This window comes from uncultured Kordia sp. (assembly GCF_947489565.1).
GTDB lineage: Bacteria > Bacteroidota > Bacteroidia > Flavobacteriales > Flavobacteriaceae > Kordia.
Genome location: NZ_CANLEA010000009.1, coordinates 187775 through 207768 on the forward strand (window position 1 = coordinate 187775; position 19994 = coordinate 207768).

24 protein-coding genes are annotated in these 19994 nt (G+C 35.8%); 5 read left to right on the plus strand and 19 right to left on the minus strand.

Features of this window, described 5'->3' with window-relative positions:
* Positions 1 to 16: 16 nt before the first annotated feature.
* The 19 genes from rpsH to rpsL all read right to left on the minus strand — a co-directional run bounded on the left by rpsH (position 17) and on the right by rpsL (position 10226).
* Positions 17 to 415, minus strand: coding sequence for a 30S ribosomal protein S8 (gene rpsH, locus Q0845_RS14085; RefSeq protein WP_298514326.1), 399 nt, complete (start codon positions 413 to 415; stop codon positions 17 to 19).
* Between the two features lie 60 nt (positions 416 to 475).
* Positions 476 to 745 carry a 30S ribosomal protein S14 gene (gene rpsN / locus Q0845_RS14090; RefSeq protein ID WP_076620346.1) on the minus strand — a complete coding sequence of 90 codons (270 nt, stop codon included), beginning with the start codon at positions 743 to 745 and terminating at the stop codon, positions 476 to 478.
* Between the two features lie 2 nt (positions 746 to 747).
* Positions 748 to 1299 carry a 50S ribosomal protein L5 gene (rplE, locus tag Q0845_RS14095; RefSeq protein ID WP_298514329.1) on the minus strand — a complete coding sequence of 184 codons (552 nt, stop codon included), beginning with the start codon at positions 1297 to 1299 and terminating at the stop codon, positions 748 to 750.
* A 2-nt stretch (positions 1300 to 1301) separates the two neighbouring features.
* Entirely contained in the window at positions 1302 to 1628 is a 327-nt protein-coding gene (gene rplX, locus Q0845_RS14100; RefSeq protein ID WP_298514332.1) for a 50S ribosomal protein L24, read from the minus strand.
* 13 nt (positions 1629 to 1641) lie between these two features.
* The gene (gene rplN / locus Q0845_RS14105) at positions 1642 to 2010 is read right to left on the minus strand and encodes a 50S ribosomal protein L14 (protein WP_161416048.1); all 369 of its coding nucleotides are present in this window, start codon (positions 2008 to 2010) and stop codon (positions 1642 to 1644) included.
* 2 nt (positions 2011 to 2012) lie between these two features.
* Positions 2013 to 2270, minus strand: a complete 258-nt coding sequence (gene rpsQ / locus Q0845_RS14110; RefSeq protein WP_007094979.1) for a 30S ribosomal protein S17 — start codon at positions 2268 to 2270, stop codon at positions 2013 to 2015.
* An 18-nt stretch (positions 2271 to 2288) separates the two neighbouring features.
* The gene (rpmC, locus tag Q0845_RS14115; RefSeq protein WP_298514336.1) at positions 2289 to 2480 is read right to left on the minus strand and encodes a 50S ribosomal protein L29; all 192 of its coding nucleotides are present in this window, start codon (positions 2478 to 2480) and stop codon (positions 2289 to 2291) included.
* Between the two features lie 13 nt (positions 2481 to 2493).
* Positions 2494 to 2913 carry a 50S ribosomal protein L16 gene (gene rplP, locus Q0845_RS14120; RefSeq protein ID WP_298514338.1) on the minus strand — a complete coding sequence of 140 codons (420 nt, stop codon included), beginning with the start codon at positions 2911 to 2913 and terminating at the stop codon, positions 2494 to 2496.
* A 19-nt stretch (positions 2914 to 2932) separates the two neighbouring features.
* The gene (gene rpsC / locus Q0845_RS14125; RefSeq protein ID WP_290683539.1) at positions 2933 to 3655 is read right to left on the minus strand and encodes a 30S ribosomal protein S3; all 723 of its coding nucleotides are present in this window, start codon (positions 3653 to 3655) and stop codon (positions 2933 to 2935) included.
* A gap of 11 nt (positions 3656 to 3666) precedes the next feature.
* A complete protein-coding gene (gene rplV / locus Q0845_RS14130; protein ID WP_298514342.1) occupies positions 3667 to 4074 on the minus strand; it encodes a 50S ribosomal protein L22 in 408 nt (135 codons plus the stop codon).
* Positions 4075 to 4083: 9 nt separating this feature from the next.
* Positions 4084 to 4362, minus strand: a complete 279-nt coding sequence (gene rpsS, locus Q0845_RS14135) for a 30S ribosomal protein S19 (RefSeq protein WP_072303192.1) — start codon at positions 4360 to 4362, stop codon at positions 4084 to 4086.
* Positions 4363 to 4365: 3 nt separating this feature from the next.
* On the minus strand, positions 4366 to 5190 hold the full coding sequence (gene rplB / locus Q0845_RS14140; protein ID WP_298514346.1) for a 50S ribosomal protein L2: 825 nt from the start codon (positions 5188 to 5190) through the stop codon (positions 4366 to 4368).
* A 13-nt stretch (positions 5191 to 5203) separates the two neighbouring features.
* On the minus strand, positions 5204 to 5494 hold the full coding sequence (rplW, locus tag Q0845_RS14145) for a 50S ribosomal protein L23 (RefSeq protein ID WP_007094986.1): 291 nt from the start codon (positions 5492 to 5494) through the stop codon (positions 5204 to 5206).
* Between the two features lie 8 nt (positions 5495 to 5502).
* On the minus strand, positions 5503 to 6132 hold the full coding sequence (gene rplD, locus Q0845_RS14150; protein WP_298514349.1) for a 50S ribosomal protein L4: 630 nt from the start codon (positions 6130 to 6132) through the stop codon (positions 5503 to 5505).
* Complete coding sequence (gene rplC, locus Q0845_RS14155; protein WP_298514351.1) at positions 6132 to 6749, minus strand: 50S ribosomal protein L3; 618 nt, start codon at positions 6747 to 6749, stop codon at positions 6132 to 6134. The genes rplD and rplC overlap by 1 nt, the downstream gene beginning before the upstream one ends.
* A gap of 135 nt (positions 6750 to 6884) precedes the next feature.
* A complete protein-coding gene (gene rpsJ / locus Q0845_RS14160) occupies positions 6885 to 7190 on the minus strand; it encodes a 30S ribosomal protein S10 (RefSeq protein WP_007094989.1) in 306 nt (101 codons plus the stop codon).
* A gap of 10 nt (positions 7191 to 7200) precedes the next feature.
* The gene (gene fusA / locus Q0845_RS14165; protein ID WP_298514354.1) at positions 7201 to 9333 is read right to left on the minus strand and encodes an elongation factor G; all 2133 of its coding nucleotides are present in this window, start codon (positions 9331 to 9333) and stop codon (positions 7201 to 7203) included.
* Positions 9334 to 9351: 18 nt separating this feature from the next.
* On the minus strand, positions 9352 to 9828 hold the full coding sequence (rpsG, locus tag Q0845_RS14170) for a 30S ribosomal protein S7 (protein ID WP_298514356.1): 477 nt from the start codon (positions 9826 to 9828) through the stop codon (positions 9352 to 9354).
* Between the two features lie 23 nt (positions 9829 to 9851).
* Complete coding sequence (gene rpsL / locus Q0845_RS14175; RefSeq protein ID WP_007094992.1) at positions 9852 to 10226, minus strand: 30S ribosomal protein S12; 375 nt, start codon at positions 10224 to 10226, stop codon at positions 9852 to 9854.
* Positions 10227 to 10409: 183 nt separating this feature from the next.
* Between rpsL and Q0845_RS14180 the strand changes: the two genes are divergently transcribed.
* The 5 genes from Q0845_RS14180 to Q0845_RS14200 all read left to right on the plus strand — a co-directional run bounded on the left by Q0845_RS14180 (position 10410) and on the right by Q0845_RS14200 (position 19829).
* On the plus strand, positions 10410 to 12095 hold the full coding sequence (locus Q0845_RS14180) for a BamA/TamA family outer membrane protein (protein ID WP_298514359.1): 1686 nt from the start codon (positions 10410 to 10412) through the stop codon (positions 12093 to 12095).
* Positions 12096 to 12208: 113 nt separating this feature from the next.
* Positions 12209 to 15448, plus strand: coding sequence for a SusC/RagA family TonB-linked outer membrane protein (locus Q0845_RS14185; protein ID WP_298514361.1), 3240 nt, complete (start codon positions 12209 to 12211; stop codon positions 15446 to 15448).
* Between the two features lie 11 nt (positions 15449 to 15459).
* A complete protein-coding gene (locus Q0845_RS14190; RefSeq protein ID WP_298514364.1) occupies positions 15460 to 17145 on the plus strand; it encodes a SusD/RagB family nutrient-binding outer membrane lipoprotein in 1686 nt (561 codons plus the stop codon).
* A 10-nt stretch (positions 17146 to 17155) separates the two neighbouring features.
* On the plus strand, positions 17156 to 18058 hold the full coding sequence (locus tag Q0845_RS14195; RefSeq protein WP_298514366.1) for a hypothetical protein: 903 nt from the start codon (positions 17156 to 17158) through the stop codon (positions 18056 to 18058).
* Positions 18059 to 18197: 139 nt separating this feature from the next.
* Positions 18198 to 19829 (plus strand): aryl-sulfate sulfotransferase, encoded by a 1632-nt coding sequence (locus tag Q0845_RS14200; protein ID WP_298514369.1) that lies wholly within the window; start codon positions 18198 to 18200, stop codon positions 19827 to 19829.
* Positions 19830 to 19994 lie beyond the last annotated feature (165 nt).

Here is a 19994-nt window from a genome sequence, read left to right on the forward strand (position 1 = left end):
TGCTAGTCTTTATTAATTAGTAAACGTAACATAAAACTTCTCCACCTACATTTTCACGTTGAGCTTGCTTTCCTGTCATTACTCCGTGAGAAGTAGATACGATCGCAATTCCCAATCCGTTTAAGACTCTTGGAAGTTCGTTAGCTCCAGCGTACTGACGTAAACCTGGTGTACTGATTCTTTGAATTTTCTTGATTACAGGTTCTTTTGTCATCTTATCGTATTTTAAAGCGATTTTGATGCTTCCCTGTACAGTTGTGTCTTCAAACTTGTAGCTTAAGATATATCCTTGATCGAATAAGATCTTGGTCATCTCTTTTTTAAGCTTTGAAGCTGGAATCTCGACAACTCTGTGTCCCGCTCTACTGGCGTTTCTGATTCTTGTTAAGTAATCCGCTATTGGATCTGTATACATATGTATGAATTTACGGTTTTGGTTTTCGACAAAAGTCGAACCTGAAACCAGTTTATAATTTTACCAACTTGCCTTTTTGACTCCTGGAATTAATCCTTTATTTGCCATTTCTCTAAACATTACACGAGAAATACCAAACTGACGCATGTACCCTTTTGGTCTTCCAGTAAGTTTGCAACGATTGTGCATACGAATTGGAGAGGCATTTTTAGGCAACTTTTGCAATGCTTCGTAATCTCCAGCTTCTTTCAAAGCTTTTCTTTTCTCAGCATATTTAGCAACCGTTTTAGCTCTTTTAACCTCACGGGCTTTCATTGATTCTTTAGCCATAATTAATTCTTTTTAAAAGGTAACCCTAATTCAGTTAATAATGATTTAGCTTCTTTATCTGTCGATGCAGAAGTTACAAATGTAATATCCATTCCAGCAATTCTATTCACTTTATCGATATTTATTTCTGGAAAGATAATTTGCTCAGTAACTCCTAAGTTATAATTACCTCTTCCATCAAATCCATTTGCTTTGATTCCACCAAAATCTCTTACACGTGGTAAGGCTGAAGTAACCAATCTATCTAGGAATTCGTACATCTTTTCTCCTCTTAACGTAACTTTAGCACCAATTGGCATTCCTTTACGTAATTTGAAAGTTGCAACATCCTTTTTAGAAATGGTAGCGATTGCTTTTTGTCCTGTAATTTTCCCAAACTCTTCAATAGCATGGTCAATTAGTTTCTTATCAGCTACTGCACCACCAACTCCTCTACTTAAAACTATTTTTTCAAGTTTTGGAACTTGCATTACGTTTGCATAACTGAATTCTTCTGTAAGAGCTTGGATTACTCGATCCTTATACTCTTGCTTTAATCTTGGAACATACCCCATAACTATAGTACTTCATTAGATTTTTTAGAAAACCTTACTTTCTTGTCTCCTTCTACTCTATATCCAACTCTTGTTGCTTCTCCTTTAGAAGTCATCAACGCTAAGTTTGATATATGAATTGGAGCTTCTTTCTCTACAATTCCACCTTGAGGATTTTGAGCACTTGGTTTTGTGTGTTTCTTTACGATATTCACACCTTCTACAATTGCCTTATTATCTTCACGAAGAATTTTTAATACTTTACCTGTAACAGGATTGTCTGCAGTACTTTTGTTAGCTCCAGCAATCACTTTTACGGTATCTCCTGTTTTTATCTTTAGTTTTGTCATCTTAAACTACGTATTAAAGCACCTCTGGTGCTAATGATACAATTTTCATGAATTGTTTATCACGAAGTTCTCTAGCAACCGGACCGAAAACACGAGTTCCTCTCATTTCCCCTGTTGGGTTTAAAAGAACACATGCATTATCGTCAAATCTAATATAAGATCCGTCTGGTCTTCTTACTTCTTTCTTAGTACGTACAACAACTGCTGTAGAAACTTGTCCTTTCTTAACACTTCCGTTAGGAGTTGCGTCTTTTACAGTAACAACAATTTTGTCTCCAACAGAAGCATAACGTCTTTTCGTTCCTCCTAATACACGGATCGTTAAAACTTCTTTAGCTCCCGTGTTATCTGCAACTTTTAATCTTGATTCTTGTTGTAACATAATTATTTAGCTCTTTCAATGATTTCAACTAATCTCCAACATTTGGTTTTACTTAATGGACGTGTTTCCATTATTTTCACAGTATCACCAATGTTACAATCGTTCTTTTCGTCGTGCGCAACATATTTCTTTGTTTTTAACACGAACTTACCGTACATAGGGTGTTTTACACGCTTAACTTCAGAAACCACGATTGATTTCGTCATTTTATTACTGGTAACAACACCTATTCTCTCTTTTCTTAAATTTCTTTTTTCCATCTGTCAGTAGAATTCAATTTATTGTAATTCTCTTTTAGTTAGTTCGGTAGCTACTCTCGCAACTGTTCTTCTTACCGAACGCAACTGAATTGGATTATCTAAAGGAGAGATAGCATGCGCTACTTTTAAATCTGAATGATTTTTTTTGAGCTCCTTTAGTTTTTCTTGTAACTCAGCTACAGATAATTCTTTAATTTCTGATTGTTTCATAACTTATTAAAAATTAAGCTTCGAAATCTCGAGCTACAATAAACTTAGTTTTAACTGGTAATTTTTGAGCAGCTAAGCGCAATGCTTCTTTCGCTACTTCAATAGGAACTCCTCCTACTTCAAAAATTATTCTTCCAGGTTTTACAACAGCTGCCCAGTATTCTGGAGCACCTTTACCTTTACCCATACGTACCTCAAGTGGCTTTTTTGTAATCGGCTTGTCTGGAAAAATCTTAATCCATAATTGACCTTCTCTTTTCATGTAACGAGTTGCCGCAACACGGGCTGCCTCTATTTGACGAGATGTCAAGAAATTTGAATCTAATGATTTAATACCAAACATACCGTTAGAAAGTAAGTGACCTCTTCCTGAGTTCCCTTTCATACGCCCTTTCTGTACTTTACGATATTTTGTTCTTTTTGGCTGTAACATTTTTCTTTACTTTAAAAAATTACTTTCTACGACGAGATTTTCCTTTTCCACCTTGATTATTTCCACCTTTTCCAGATTGCTTTTTAGACATTCCTACTAATGGAGATAATTCTCTCTTTCCATAAACCTCACCTTTCATTACCCATACTTTCACTCCTAATCTACCGTAAGTAGTGTGAGCTTCATGTAATGCATAATCAATATCTGCTCTGAAAGTTGATAAAGGAATACGACCATCTTTATATGATTCAGAACGTGCCATTTCTGCTCCGTTTAAACGTCCAGAAATTTGCACTTTGATTCCCTCAGCATTCATACGCATTGCAGCCGCAATAGCCATTTTAATAGCTCTTCTGTATGAAATTCTGTTTTCGATTTGACGTGCAATACTAGCAGCAACTAGATTTGCGTCAAGTTCAGGTCTCTTGATCTCAAAAATATTGATCTGTACTTCTTTACCTGTAATTTTCTTAAGCTCTTCTTTTAACTTGTCTACCTCTTGACCTCCTTTACCAATAATGATACCTGGACGTGCCGTAGTGATAGTAACGGTTACAAGTTTAAGTGTGCGCTCAATAATTACTCTAGAAACACTAGCTTTAGATAAACGAGCATGGATATACTTTCTGATTTTATCGTCTTCAGCAAGTTTATCTCCATAGTCATTACCTCCGTACCAGTTAGATTCCCATCCTCTGATGATACCAAGGCGATTTCCGATTGGATTTGTCTTTTGTCCCATACTTACTTATCTTAACTTTGTGTGTTATTATTAGCTCCTAACACCAATGTAACATGGTTGGAACGTTTTCTAATTCTGTGTGCACGACCTTGTGGTGCTGGACGAAGTCTTTTCAACATACTTCCACTATCCACTCGGATTTCTTTTACAAACAATTCAGCATCTTCAACACTTGCATCTTCGTTTTTCGCTTGCCAGTTTGCGATTGCAGACAATAACAATTTTTCTAAACGGCGTGATGCTTCTTTTTGACTGAATTTTAATATATGAAGCGCTTTTTCTACTTTCTCACCTCTTACTAAATCCGCTACTAAACGCATTTTTCTTGGCGAAGTAGGGCAGTTATTCAACTTTGCAAAAGCTATACTCTTCTTAGCCTCTTTGATTTGCTCTGCTCTTTCTCTTTTACGAACTCCCATAGCTTCTTATTATTTTTTTCCTTTATTTTTCGCACCAGCGTGACCTCTAAATGATCTTGTTGGTGAAAATTCTCCTAACTTATGTCCTACCATGTTTTCTGTAACATACACAGGAACAAACTGACGACCGTTATGAACAGCGATAGTTTGCCCAACGAAATCTGGAGTAATCATAGATGCTCTTGACCAAGTTTTGATCACAGCTTTCTTTCCTGACTCAACATTTTGCTGAACTTTTTTATCTAAACTATAGTGAACGTAAGGTCCTTTTTTTAATGATCTAGCCATGTCTTATTTCTTTCTACGTTCTATAATGTATTTATTACTCGCTTTCGTCTTAGATCTTGTACGGTATCCTTTAGCTGGAATTCCATTTCTAGACCTTGGGTGTCCTCCAGAAGATTTACCTTCTCCACCACCCATTGGGTGATCAACAGGGTTCATTACTACTGGTCTTGTTCTTGGTCTTCTACCTAACCATCTTCCTCTACCTGCTTTACCAGATACTAATAATTGATGATCTGAATTAGAGATCGCTCCAATTGTCGCTAAACAATTCGCCATCACCATTCTAGTTTCACCTGAAGGAAGTTTGATTGTAGCAAACTTTCCATCACGAGCCATTAATTGCGCGAATGCTCCTGCACTACGAGCCATAACAGCTCCTTGTCCTGGACGCAACTCTACACAAGAAACAATAGTTCCTAATGGAATATTACTTAAAGGCATTGTATTTCCGATTTCTGGAGCAACTTTCTCTCCTGAAACAACAGTTTGACCTACTTTTAATCCATTTTGAGCGATGATGTAGCGCTTTTCTCCATCAGTATACTGTACTAATGCGATAAAAGCAGTTCTGTTTGGATCATACTCAATAGTTTTCACTTCTGCAGAAACATCTTTTCTATCTCTTTTAAAGTCGATAATACGGTATCTTTTCTTATGACCACCTCCGATGTAACGCATGGTCATTTTACCTTGATTGTTTCTACCACCAGACCTCTTTTTCGGTGCAAGTAAACTCTTTTCCGGCTTATCAGTAGTGATGGCATCGAATCCATTGACTACTCTAAAACGCTGAGCTGGTGTAATTGGTTTTAATTTTCTTACTGACATTTTTTGTCTTTACTTATATATTGCTATAAAAATCAATAATATCTCCTTCCGCTACATCAACTATCGCTTTTTTTGTAGCGTTAGTTTTACCATGCTGGATTCCAGTTTTGGTGTAACGTGTTTTTCTATCAGGTCCGTAATTCATAGTACGAACTTTCTCTACAGAAACCCCATAAGTAGCCTCTATAGTTTTCTTAATCTCAACTTTGTTAGCTTTTACATTTACTAAGAAAGTATAACGATTATTTAATTCACTATCAGCAGTAGCTTTTTCAGTTACAACTGGTTTAATTAAGATGCTCATTTGGTTTCTTATTTACTTAAGTTTGACTCAATTCCCTCTAAAGCGCCTTCGAAAAGAACTATACTATTTGCGTTAACAATTTTGTAAGTACTTAATTCTGAGCTAGTTAAAACCTCAGAGGTTTTCAAATTACGTGACGACAAATATACATTATTATTTGAATCACCCAACACAAATAGCGATTTTTTACTATCTAACCCTAAAGCTTTCAATACATTGATGAAATTTTTAGTTTTTGGAGCTTCAAAATTGAAATCTTCAATTACGATAATTGACTCACTTTTTGCCTTTAATGTAAGTGCTGATTTTCTAGCCAACTTCTTAACATTTTTGTTTAATTTTTGAGAGTAACTTCTCGGTCTTGGACCAAAAACTCTACCTCCACCCTTAAACAATGGGTTTTTAATACTACCTGCTCTCGCAGTACCAGTACCTTTTTGCTTTTTAATCTTACGAGTACTTCCCGTGATTTCAGCTCTCTCTTTCGCCTTATGCGTTCCTTGTCTTTGATTCGCAAGATATTGCTTCACATCCAAGTATACAGCATGATCATTAGGCTCAATAGCAAAAACAGCATCAGAAAGGTTTGCCTTTCTACCTGTTTCTTTTCCGTTTATATCTAAAACTGCTACTTCCATTACTTCTGAACAATTACATAAGCGTTTTTATGCCCAGGAACACACCCTTTGACAACTAATAAGTTCTTCTCAGGAACAACTTTCAACACTCTTAAATTTTGAACTTTCACTTTTTCTCCACCCATTCTTCCTGCCATGCGCATTCCTTTGAATACACGTGCAGGGTAAGATGCAGCTCCAATAGAACCTGGCGCTCTCAAACGGTTGTGTTGACCATGAGTTGCTTGTCCTACACCCGCAAATCCGTGGCGCTTTACAACTCCTTGAAAACCTTTACCTTTTGATGTTCCAGCAATATCAACGAATTCACCTTCTTCAAAGTGATCTACAGTGATACTGTCTCCTAAATTATACTCTCCTTCAAATCCTTGGAATTCAACAACTTTGTATTTAGGCGAAGTACCTGCTTTTTTAAAGTGACCATTAGCCGCTTTAGAAGCACGTTTTTCTGCCTTGTCATCGAAACCAAGTTGAAGAGCTTCATACCCGTCAACCTCATTGGTTCTGACTTGGGTAACGACACAAGGACCTGCTTCAATAACTGTACATGGAATGTTTTTTCCATTCTCGTCAAAGATGCTAGTCATGCCGATTTTTTTTCCGATTAACCCAGACATATTTATTAATTTAAAATTTATTTATTAAAAAAAATTCAGGATGAAAATACGCTTCATCCTGAATTGTATTTTTACCGTTTTTCCTTTGCTCGCAGCTCCGGACATTTTATTTTTCGCTCAGCGAAAAGTGTTTTATCACACTTTGATCTCTACTTCAACTCCACTTGGCAATTCAAGTTTCATAAGTGCATCAATTGTCTTTGAAGAAGAACTATAGATATCTAATAGTCTCTTGTAAGAACTTAATTGAAATTGCTCTCTTGACTTCTTATTTACGTGTGGAGAACGTAATACAGTAAAGATTTTTTTGTGTGTTGGTAATGGAATTGGTCCAGTTACAACAGCACCTGTAGTTTTTACTGTTTTTACGATTTTCTCAGCTGACTTGTCAACTAAGTTATGATCGTATGATTTTAATTTTATTCTAATTTTTTGACTCATTTTCTTAGTTTTAAGCAGTTACACCTTTAGATTTCGCAATTACTTCTTCAGAAATATTAGAAGGAGTTTCTGCATAATGAGAGAATTCCATCGTTGAAGTTGCTCTACCAGATGATAATGTTCTTAATGAAGTAACATATCCAAACATTTCAGATAATGGCACTGTTGCCTTTACAACTTTAGAACCAGCTCTATCAGACATATCAGACACTTGTCCACGACGACGGTTTAAGTCACCTACAATATCTCCCATGTTTTCTTCTGGAGTTAATACTTCCAATTTCATAATTGGCTCAAGGATTTTAGCTCCAGCCGCTTTTGCCGCTGCTTTATAACCCATTTTCGCTGCCAATTCAAATGATAATGCATCAGAATCTACAGGGTGGAAAGATCCATCCTTTAAGACAATCTTCATAGAATCCATTTCGAATCCTGCTAAAGGACCATTCAACATTGCTGTTGCAAATCCTTTTTCAACTGAAGGAATAAATTCTTTTGGAATACGACCACCTTTGATTTGATCAACAAACTGCAATCCTGTACCTTCGAAATCTTCATCCACTGGACTCATTTCGAAAACAATATCTCCAAACTTACCACGTCCACCAGATTGCTTTTTATAAGTCTCTCTGTGTTGCGCTAATTTCGTTAATGCTTCTTTGTATTCTACTTGTGGCTCACCTTGATTTACTTCAACCTTAAACTCACGTCTTAAACGGTCAACAATAATATCCAAGTGAAGCTCTCCCATTCCTGAGATAATAGTTTGACCTGAAGCCTCATCAGTTTTTACTGTAAATGTTGGATCTTCTTCTGCCAACTTACCTAAAGCAATTCCTAATTTATCAACATCTGCTTTCGTCTTAGGTTCAACCGCGATACCAATTACTGGATCAGGGAAGTCCATAGATTCTAAGATAATTGGATTCTTTTCATCAGATAAAGTATCTCCTGTTTTGATACTTTTAAATCCTACAGCAGCTCCAATATCTCCAGCTTCAATAAAATCAATTGCATTTTGTTTGTTAGAGTGCATTTGGTAAATACGAGAAATACGTTCTTTTTTACCTGAACGATTATTCAATACGTACGAACCTGCATCTAATCTTCCTGAATAAGCACGGAAGAATGCTAAACGTCCTACGAAAGGATCTGTAGCAATTTTAAATGCTAATGCAGCGAAAGGATCTTTTGCATCTGGCTTACGAGTAACCTCTTCTCCAGTATTTGGATCCGTTCCTTTAATATCATCTTTATCTGTTGGTGAAGGCAAGTAACGACAAACTGCATCTAAAAGGAACTGAACTCCTTTGTTTTTGAATGCAGAACCACAAATCATAGGAATGATTGCCATGTCCATTACAGCAGCTCTTAATGCAGCATGAATTTCTTCTTCTGTGATAGAGTTTTCATCTTCCATGAATTTCTCTAACAAGTTTTCATCATACGTTGCAACCTCTTCAATTAAGTGAGCACGCGCTTCAGCCGCTTCTTCTTTTAATTCTTCTGGAATGTCAATTACATCAAAAGTAGCTCCTTGTGTTTCATCATGCCAAACAATAGCACGGTTTTTCACTAAGTCAACAATACCTTTAAAGTCCATCTCTTCTCCAATCGGCAATACAATTTGCACAGCGTTAGAACCTAACATTTCTTTCACCTGAGCACAAACCATTGCAAAATTAGAACCTTGACGATCCATTTTGTTTACAAATCCAATTCTTGGAACTTTGTAATTATCTGCAAGCCTCCAGTTAGTTTCAGATTGCGGCTCAACACCATCAACTGCACTAAACAAGAAAACTAATCCATCTAATACACGCAACGAACGGTTTACTTCTACCGTAAAATCAACGTGACCTGGAGTATCAATAATATTAAAATGGTATCCTTTAGCATCTGCAGTTGGCTTACCATTTTCAGTTGGAAATTGCCACGTACAAGTTGTAGCAGCAGACGTAATAGTAATACCACGCTCTTGCTCTTGCTCCATCCAGTCCATTGTAGCAGCACCATCATGCACTTCTCCAATTTTGTGACTTACACCCGTATAGTATAAAACACGTTCTGTAGTAGTTGTTTTACCAGCATCAATGTGAGCAGCGATACCGATATTTCTAGTATATTTTAAATCTCTAGCCATTTTTATAATTGTATCTGATTAAAATCTAAAATGTGAGAATGCTTTATTTGCCTCAGCCATCTTGTGCGTGTCCACTCTTTTCTTAACTGCTGCACCTTCTTCTTTTGCAGCGGCTAATACTTCAGAAGCTAATTTTAAAGCCATTGATTTCTCATTTCTCTTACGAGAGTAGCTAATTAACCATTTCATCGCCATAGATACTTTTCTATCTGGTCTAATTTGCATTGGAATTTGGAATGTAGCTCCACCTACTCTACGAGAGCGAACTTCTACATGCGGCATCACATTAGATAATGCTTCTTTCCATAATTCTAAAGCTGTTTTTTCTTCGTCTGTTTTCTTTTGATCTACAATATCCATTGCATCATAGAAAATCTTGAATGCTACAGACTTCTTACCATCCCACATTAAGTTATTCACAAAACGTGTTACCAATTGATCATTAAATCTTGGATCCGGTAAAAGAGGTCTTTTTTTCGCCTTTCTTTTTCTCATGTCTTTACATTAAAAGTTTTTAATTACTTCTTTGGGCGTTTTGCACCATACTTAGATCTACGTTGCGTTCTACCTTCAACACCTGCGGTGTCTAAAGCTCCACGAACGATATGATATCTAACTCCTGGTAAATCTTTTACCCTTCCACCTCTAACTAATACTATCGAGTGCTCTTGCAGATTGTGTCCTTCTCCTGGAATGTAAGCATTCACTTCATTACCGTTTGTCAAACGAACCCTTGCAACTTTACGCATTGCTGAATTCGGTTTCTTCGGTGTTGTTGTGTATACACGCGTACAAACTCCACGTCTCTGAGGACAAGAATCTAAAGCAGCCGATTTACTCTTCTTAGTTATTTTGGCTCTTCCTTTTCTTACTAATTGTGAAATTGTTGGCATCTATTATTAAATATAATTTTGTTTTAAAACCCTCTTTTGAGGGCGGCAAAGGTATGTTTTTTTTCTTATAATTCAAATCTTAATAACTTAATTTTCAATAAGATTAATTTTTTCAGGCGTTTCCACATAGTATTTCCTGTTTTTTTACGTTATTTTGAAGCATGATCGTATTCATTTTTTAGCTTGAAAAAATCAACTCCACATATTTCAATTTTATTTTTTGCCGTTTTTTGCTCTTGGCTTGTCAATGGACAAACATTACAAATTAATGGAACTACTGATAATGAGCAGCAAATTATTGATGCTACGAATTATAAAAAATCGCACGAAAATATAAAATCTATTGTAGACGAACTAACTTCTCTACAAAAGGCTTTGTTTACTATTGGATATTTTGACGCCTCCTACAGTAAATTAGAAAAGGTTAGTGATTCAATTTATCAAAGCACTTTCAACCTAAATGCAAAATACACTTCTTTAGTAATTAACTACGACAGCGAAAAATTAGACGAAAGTCTTTTAAAAGCATTTAACTTATCTCACACAGAAACCACTTTTACCATTACTCCAGAAAATTTGACTCCTTTTTTAGAAGCTATTGTTGAGAATTTTCAAAACACAGGAAATCCCTTTGCGGAAGTTCAACTTAAAGATATCGTCAAGAAACAACAAACAATTACTGCCAACTTAGATATTACTATTACCGAAAAGCGCCGTTTGGATAAAATCATTGTAAAAGGATACGAGAAGTTTCCAAAATCATATACCAAACATTATTTACGACTCACCTCTAAGGTTTTCAATAAAGAAGAGATCACAAAACAAACCAAACGTTTAGATCAATTACCATTTGCACGACAAATAAAAGATCCAGAAATATTATTTTCGAAAGATTCCACAACCTTATATATATATATAGAAAAAGTAAAGAGTAATTTTTTTGACGGCTTTTTAGGTTTTAATTCTGATGAAGACACTGGAAATTTAAAACTAAACGGATACTTAGACTTGAAGCTTATCAATAATTTGAATGCAGGTGAACAGTTTAACATTTTATGGAAGAATGACGGAAATGGGCAAACCAAGTTTTTGGCAGATTTAAAAATCCCCTACATTTTCAATTCACCTCTTGGTATAAATGCAGGTTTAGATATTTTTAGACGCGATTCTCTTTTTAATGTTGTAAACACGAAATTGAACACGTTTTACCAAATCAACCAAAACAATCAAGTTCATGTAGGAATTCAACAAATTGAATCCAATAATCTTTTAGAAGACAATACCAACACTTCTATTGACGACTACAAAAGTTTTTTTACCACCGCAGGATATACTTTTTCCAAAAGGAATAATAATTACAGTATTTTTCCAACTAAGATTTTTGCTAGCGCAGAAGCACAGATTGGAACTCGAAAAAATGACAGCGAAACGAATGAACAGACCAAGTTTTCATTTACCGGAAATTATTTATGGGAATTGAACGATCGAAATTTTATTTATGTTAACAATACTTCCGAAGCGCTAATTTCTGATCAATATTTAACTAATGAAAAATTTCGTTTGGGAGGAATTCAATCCATAAGAGGATTCAACGAAAATAGCTTGGAAGCTACTTTATACAGTACAATCAATACAGAATATCGATATATTTTATCCAGAAATTCATATGTTCATTCCATCATAGATTTTACGTATCTTCAAGATGATTTAACACAAACTGACGTAAAATTGTATGGTTTTGGTTTTGGACTAGGAATACGATCTAAATCAGGACTTTTGAAAATAAATTATGCTGTTGGAAAAACTGACAATTCTACCATTAAACTATCTGAATCTAAGGTTCATATAAGTTTATCAACCACCTTCTAATATTAAGCTTCACGTTACTTTTCTTGAAAAGCAGTCACTTTTTTCCTTAAAAAAATAGGAATATTAACATATTATTATGATTTTTGGAATAGCTAATTCAAATAATTAACACAATGAGAACAAAGTTTAATGGAATGTTGACGCTTTTGCTGGCGTTAATGGTGCAGCTCGCGCTTGCACAAGAAAAAACAGTCAAAGGTACTGTTTCCGACGAATCTGGAATTCCGCTTCCCGCGGCCAGCGTAGTCGTTAAAGAAACTAATGCAGGTACGTCTACTGATTTTGATGGAAATTACAACATCAATGTAAATCAAGGACAAACACTTGTATTTAGTTATGTAGGTTACAAATCAAAAGAAGTGGTTGTTGGTGGAAGCAATACTATCGACGCTTCTTTAGAACCAGATAACCAACTAGAAGAAGTAATTATTACTGCACAGGGTATTAAAAAGGAAAAGAAGGCTTTAGGTTATGCCGTAACTACGGTTGAAAGTAAAGACTTAGAGCAGAAAGCTGACACTGATATCGGTAAGATATTACGTGGTAAAGCATCTGGTGTACGTATTACTGGTTCTGGAGGTGTTTCTGGTAGTGGTTCTAACATCATTATTAGAGGACAGTCTTCTATTACAGGTGGAAACCAACCGTTATTCATTGTGGATGGCGTACCATTTGATGGATCTTCAGGTGGAGCAAACCAATCTGCGAGTTCAGGAGCTTTCCAATCAGGTAACGTAGCAAGTAGATTTGCCGACATTGACCCTAACAACATTGAAAGTGTAAGTATCTTAAAAGGTTTAAGTGCAACAGCTTTATATGGTGGTGAAGGACGTAACGGTGTAATCTTAATTACTACAAAAAGTGGAAAAGATGCTAACAAGAAGATGGAGGTTACAATAAACCAATCTATTTTCTTTAACAGTATTATTTTACCAGACTACCAAAATACTTGGGGTAATGGTTTCCAAAACGTATATGGAGCTTTCTTTAGTAACTGGGGAGCACGTTTTGACAGCCAAGCGACTATTGACAACGCATTTAGAACGTCACTTTTAAACAACTTTGGTGTTGAGCCATCAGTTTTATTCCCGGACAGACCTGGATTAGATGCTCAAAATGTAACATACAGAGCGTATGATAGCCAGAAAGAATTCTTTAAAACTGGTACTATTGCTAGTACTTCTGTAAACGTTGCAGGTTCATTTGGAGACAAAGGAAGCTTCAATGCATCTTACGCACATGTTGATGATGAATCATTTATTCCTAACAACGGCTTACGAAGAGATAACTTCTCTGTTGGTGGAACTTATAAAATGTCAAACAAGTTTACCTTATCTGGTAAAATAAGTTTAGCAAAAACTGATATTAGAAGTCCATTTACAGATGCTTCTACAGGTAGTGACGTAACATCGTCTACTGCTGGTACTGGAGGTATTGCTTCTGTATGGAACATTCTTTACTTACCACGAAGTGTTGATATCACATTACCTAATCAGCATCCTATTACTGGAGAAAGTATTTGGTATAGAGGTGGTAATGACCGTACAAACCCAGCTTGGGTACTTAACAATACACAAGATAAGAATAGTACAGATCGTGTATTTACAAACTTTGTAGCGTCTTATGAAGCTGCTGACTGGATGACTCTTAGCTACCGTTTAGGTATTGATAGTCAAAACACAAGATCAAGACGTGTAATTAACAAAGGTTCAAATGATGGTTTACATCCAAATGGATATTTACAAACAACTTCTGAGAGATTTACTATCTGGGATCAATCTTTATTAATTGGTTTAGATAAAGAACTTTCTGAAGACTTTGCAATTCAAGGAACTATTGGTGCTACAACAAAGCGTCAAGTATTTGAACGTGATGGTTCTGAGAGTAGAGATCAAATTATCTACGGTCTTTGGAATCACTTAAACTTTAGCAACTCAAGTACTATTATTGAAGGAACAGTTTTTGCTGCTAACAATCAGACATACCAAACATTTAGCGAACAAAACAACGTTGCAGCATATGTTTCTGGTACACTTTCTTACAAGAACTACTTATATTTAAATACTTCTTTAAGAAATGAATGGAATTCAACATTAGAGCAAGAGAACAGATCACAATTCTCTCCTGGTGTGAGTTTATCATTTATCCCAACTTCTGCTTTTGAAGGATTGCGTTCTACGAACGGATTAAACTTCTTAAAGTTAAGAGCTGGTTACGGTACTTCTCCAGGTTTCCCTGGTCCTTACAATACAAGAGGAGTTATTTCATTAGTACCAAACATCTTCCAAACTCCTGGAGGAAACTCAACTACTACGACAAGTATTCCTAACTTCTTACCAAATCCAGACTTAAAGCCTGAGCTTTCTAAAGAGTTTGAAGTTGGTCTTGAAGCTAGATTGTTAGATAACAGATTAGGAATTGACTTTACATATTATAACAGAGATACAGAAGATCAGATTATCCAAAGACCTTTAGCTCCTGAAACAGGATATACAAGTACATTTACAAACATTGGTAATGTAATTAACGAAGGTTTTGAAATCTCATTTGATGGTACTCCTATTAAGACAGAAGACTTTGAACTAAAGATTTCTGGTAGCTTCACGCAAAACGAAAGTGTTGTAAGAGGTCTTGATGATGGAGAACAAATCCTTTACGGAGGTATCTTCGCTACTCCTGCAAATGCCGCTATTAATGATCAACCATTAGGTGTAATTGTTGGAAGTAGAATTTTAAGAGATGATGAAGGAAATCGTTTAGTAAATGAAAACGGTTATTGGATCCAAGACCCTCAAAACGGTGTTATTGGAGATCCTAATCCAGACTGGTTTACTACTGTAAACACAGGTATCACTTGGAAAAACTGGTCTGTAAACATGCAATGGGAATACCAACAAGGTGGAGACATTTATGCTACAACAGTTGGTGCCTTAGTAGGTAGAGGACTTGTTGAAGATACAGATTTTGACAGAACTCAAAGTATTGTATTACCAGGTGTACGTCAATCTACAGGACAGCCAAATGATATTCAAGTAACTGCTACTGAAGCATACTTTAACAATATTGGATTTGGTGTAGACGAAGTATTAATTTACGATGCTTCACACTTAAGATTAAGAGAAGCTTCTATCAGTTATAGACTTCCAAGAAAATGGTTAGACAGAACACCATTTGGAAATGTATCGTTCACACTTTCAGGTCAGAACTTATTTGTAAAAGCATTTAACACTCCTGACAGTGTAAACTACGATCCTGAATTAAACAGTTTAGGTGTTGGTAACTCTCAAGGATTTGACTACTTAACTTCTTGGAACTCGAGAAGATACGGTATGAGCGTAAAAGTAACTTTCTAAAAAAATTAACAATGAAAATAAAAAGTAATAAATTATTTTGGTTGCTAGGTCTAATACTTGTATTCTCTTGTGAAACAACAGAATTAGATTTACTAGTTGATCCGAATGTACCAAGTCCAGAAGCACTGGATCCGGATACAAACTTGAATTTCATCCAATTTCAGCTTGCAGAATTCTTTGAAAATGCAACTGAATCTGGAGCAGAAGCTGTACGTTTAGAGTATATGTTTGATGAATACGACGTAAACTTTAACAACACAAACGCAAGTAACAGCGGAATGTGGACAACTGCATATGCTAACATTTTAAATGAAGTAGGAGCATTAATTCCTATTGCGACATCTTCATCACGTTTTAGACATATTGGAGTTGCTAGAATTATTAGAGCATACACCATGATGACTATGGTAGATTATTTTGGCGATGTTCCTTACACAGAAGCACTACAAGGAGACAGCGGAATAGTATTCCCTGCAGTAGATGCTGGTTCTGATGTATACGATGCAGCTTTAGCTGAATTAGATCAAGCCTTAGTTGATTTTGCAAATATTGATGGAAACACTCCTAACTTTAATGACTTATATTATAGTGAAGGAGCAAGTAACACGATGCCAAACTGGACAAAGTTTGCAAATACTTTAAAATTAAAGTACTACTTAAACAGAAGATTGATTGACCCAACAGGTTCAACTGCAGGAATCAATGCTTTATTAACTGGTGGAGATATTATCACTACAAGTGCAGATGATTTTAAATGGTCTTCTGGAACATCAATAAATCCTCAAAGTAGACACCCATACTATGTTGAAGAGTACTCTGCAGCAAATACAGGTGAATATATTCCTAACTATTTATCATGGGCGTTAACTGAAGAAAAAGGTGCTGATGATCCAAGATTAAGATACTACATATACAGACAAGTTAACTCTTTCCCTACGGATGAGGCAACTTTGAATAATGAAATCGATTGTTGGAATAACCCAAGACCTGCAACTTACGCAGCTATTGATGCTATGCAAACAGTTCCATTACCATATTGTTCTTTATTTGCACGAGGTGATGGATACTGGGGAAGAGATCATGGTAACAATGATGGTATTCCACCAGATAACGCTAAAAGAACTACTTTTGGAGTTTACCCTGTAGGAGGTCGTTTCGATGACAATGACGCACAAGGTATTGATGACAATGAAGGATTACAAGGTGCTGGAATTTGGCCAATTATGATGGATTCATTTGTATACTTCATGAGAGCGGAAGCTGCATTATTCTTAGGAACTTCTGATAGTGACTCTGCTATGTTAGAGCAAGCAATCAGATCATCTATGGCAACAGTAACTTCATTTTTACCAAACCCAGGAGATTTCACAAATACTGCTTCAGCTGCAGATATTGACACTTATGTAAATACTGTAATGGCTGCTTATATGGCTGCTACTAGTAATGCTGAAAGAATGGAAATCATTGGTAAAGAATACTGGATTGCTATGTATGGTAATGGAGTTGAAGGATATAACTTATACAGAAGAACTGGTGCTCCAGGAAACTTACAACCTACTTTATTAGGTACAAGTACATTCCCAAGATCATTCCTGTATCCAAATGTTACAGTTGATAGAAACATAAATATTTCTCAAAAACCAGGACTTGCTGTACAAGTATTTTGGGATAATAATCCTGCTGGATTTATTCAATAAAAAATAAATTATGAAAAATAAATTTTTAAAAACAATCGTAGCTTTGAGTGCTGTTTGCATAGCATTCTATAGCTGTAAAGATGACGATACGTTACCTGTTGATTTTGATGATTTGATCAATACAGGAGTCCCTTTTGCTTCGGAGATTACAACAAATGGTTCTACTAACGTAAATAAATTAGACCCAGGTAGCTCAGGTTTCTCTAAAGATTATCAGTTAATTTCTCCTGCTGGAGGTACTGATATTTCTAAAGTTGAAGTATACGTAAGTATTGCTGGACAAAATGTTACAGCGGCTGAAGCTTTATTAACTACTCTTGAATCTTCAAGCTTTACAAATGCTGACGGAGGATATCCTGAAGTAAATATCGCGTATGATGGAGCTTCTATAATTGCTGCTTTAGGAATTAATGCTGCAGATTTAGAAGGTGGTGATACTTTCGATTACAGATTAGCATTAACAAATCCGCAAGGAACATTTTCGGATGTAAGTGCTAACTTTGACAACCAATCGGCTGATCATACTTTTTCATCAACTGTAGTTTGTGACTCTCCTACGTTGCCTGCTGGTGACTGGGTAATTGACATGCAAGATTCATATGGTGACGGATGGCAACCAACTACCGGTAATGGTGGTGGACCTGGAATTACTGTTACATTAAGTGACGGAACTGTTATTGAAATAGGACTTTGTACTCCGTATGAACCACCTGGATATCCATGTACAACTGGAGTTAGTTCAGGTACTGCAACTATTACTATTCCTGCGGGAGTAAGTGGTGACTGGGTATTTAATGGTGATTTTTGGGGAGAAATGTCTTTCCAAATCTATGGACCAAGTGGTAGTACTGTAGCTACAGGAACTGCTGGCTCAGGAGCTGGACCTATTGCATTAAACCTATGTAATGAATAAAATCAATAGATTTTAATATAATAGAGCTGCCTTTGAAATTTATTCAAAGGCAGTTTTTTTTTTAGTTATTATTCTTTACTTTTCGCGACTAAAATCTAAGACTTAGATTCTATCAAGATGAAACGCTATGAAAAATCAAATGAAAAGTAAACTCTTTTTGTGTTGCTCCCTGTTATTTTTTATTACATCAAAAGCCCAGAATACAATAGGCACAATAACAAATACTCAAGGAACTTTTAATGGATATACACTCTATGCACCTGCAGGTCATACAGAAACTTACTTAATTAACAATTGTGGAGAAATTATCAATCAATGGACAAGTACTGTAGCTCCAGGAAATGCCGTATATCTTCTTGAAAACGGGAATCTACTTAGAGCAGGTAGAATCAGCAATCCTGACATAAACTTTGGAGGTGTTGGTGGAAAAGTTGAACTATTTGATTGGGACAGTAATTTACTTTGGGAATACACCTACTCTACCACTACAGTCTCTCAACACCATGATGTATTTCCTATGCCAAATGGCAATATTCTTATGTTAGCGGTAACCACAATGACAGAAGCTGAGGCAATCCAAGCGGGTAGAAATCCAGCTAATATTACTCAAGGAAAATTATTCAATGAACAAATTTTAGAACTAGAACCTGTTGGAACTGACAGTGCAAATATTGTTTGGGAATGGAATGTTAACGATCATTTCATTCAAGATCATGACCCAACAAAAGATAATCATGGCGTTGTAGAAGATAATCCTCAATTATTAGATATAAACTTTTTAGGGAATTCCGCAGGAAATGCCAATTGGCTCCATTATAACTCGATTCAATACGATGAACGACTAGATCAAATTGTCATCAGTTCAAGATTATTAAGTGAAATTTACATCATTGATCATAGCACTACAACTGCTGAAGCTGCTACCAATACAGGCGGCGATCGCGGCAAAGGAGGTGATTTTTTGTATCGTTGGGGAAATCCACAAGCATACAAAAGAGGTACTCCAGATGATCAAAAACTATTCGGTCAACATTATCCTCATTTCATTCCAGATGGATTGGACGATGCTCGAAAAATAATTTTGTTTAACAATGGTTTTAACCGTATTCCAAGCGTATCACAAATAGATATTATTACACCGCCAGAAGATTCTGAAGGAGTTTATAGCTACACTTCTGGTACAGCTTATGGCCCAATAAATACTGATTATACATACAAAGCTGCCGTTGAAACAGATTTTTATTCAAGAATTCTATCTAGTGCACAACGTTTACCAAACGGAAACACACTTATTTGTGATGGAGATGACGGCTACTTTTTTGAAATCACACCAGATGAAGAAATTGTATGGGAATACATAAATCCCGTTACACCAACTGGAATTTTATCTCAAGGAGATGATTCAACCGCTTCACCAAACTTAACATTTAGAGTTTTACGATATGCTGCTGACTATCCTGCTTTTGATGGACGCACACTGACAGCTGGAGCCGCTGTTGAACAAAACCCTGATTTAACAGGATGTACTATTCTAAGCACTCCAGAATCAGAACTTGCAGACTTAAGCATCATTCCAAATCCAGTAAAAAACTCCATATCAATTACAGGTGCTATTTCTGTAGACAAAGTAGAAATTTATTCTACCTTAGGTCAACTAATACATTCTACCCAAAAAAGAAATATAGATTTTAGCAATCAACGTGCAGGTCTTTACATTCTCAAAATTTATTCAGACAATAAAATAATGACCTCAAAAATCATCAAAAAATAAACAATCTTTTATACAAAATTGACACTCTAGTCAATTGCATCATTAAAACTCAATAATTCATCTGTTTTGAATTATTGAGTTTTTTGTATTTCATACTAAAATCAGAAAAGTATCGACTTGTTAACCAGTTTTTTATCAATCCGTTAAAATATTTAACAAAAGCTT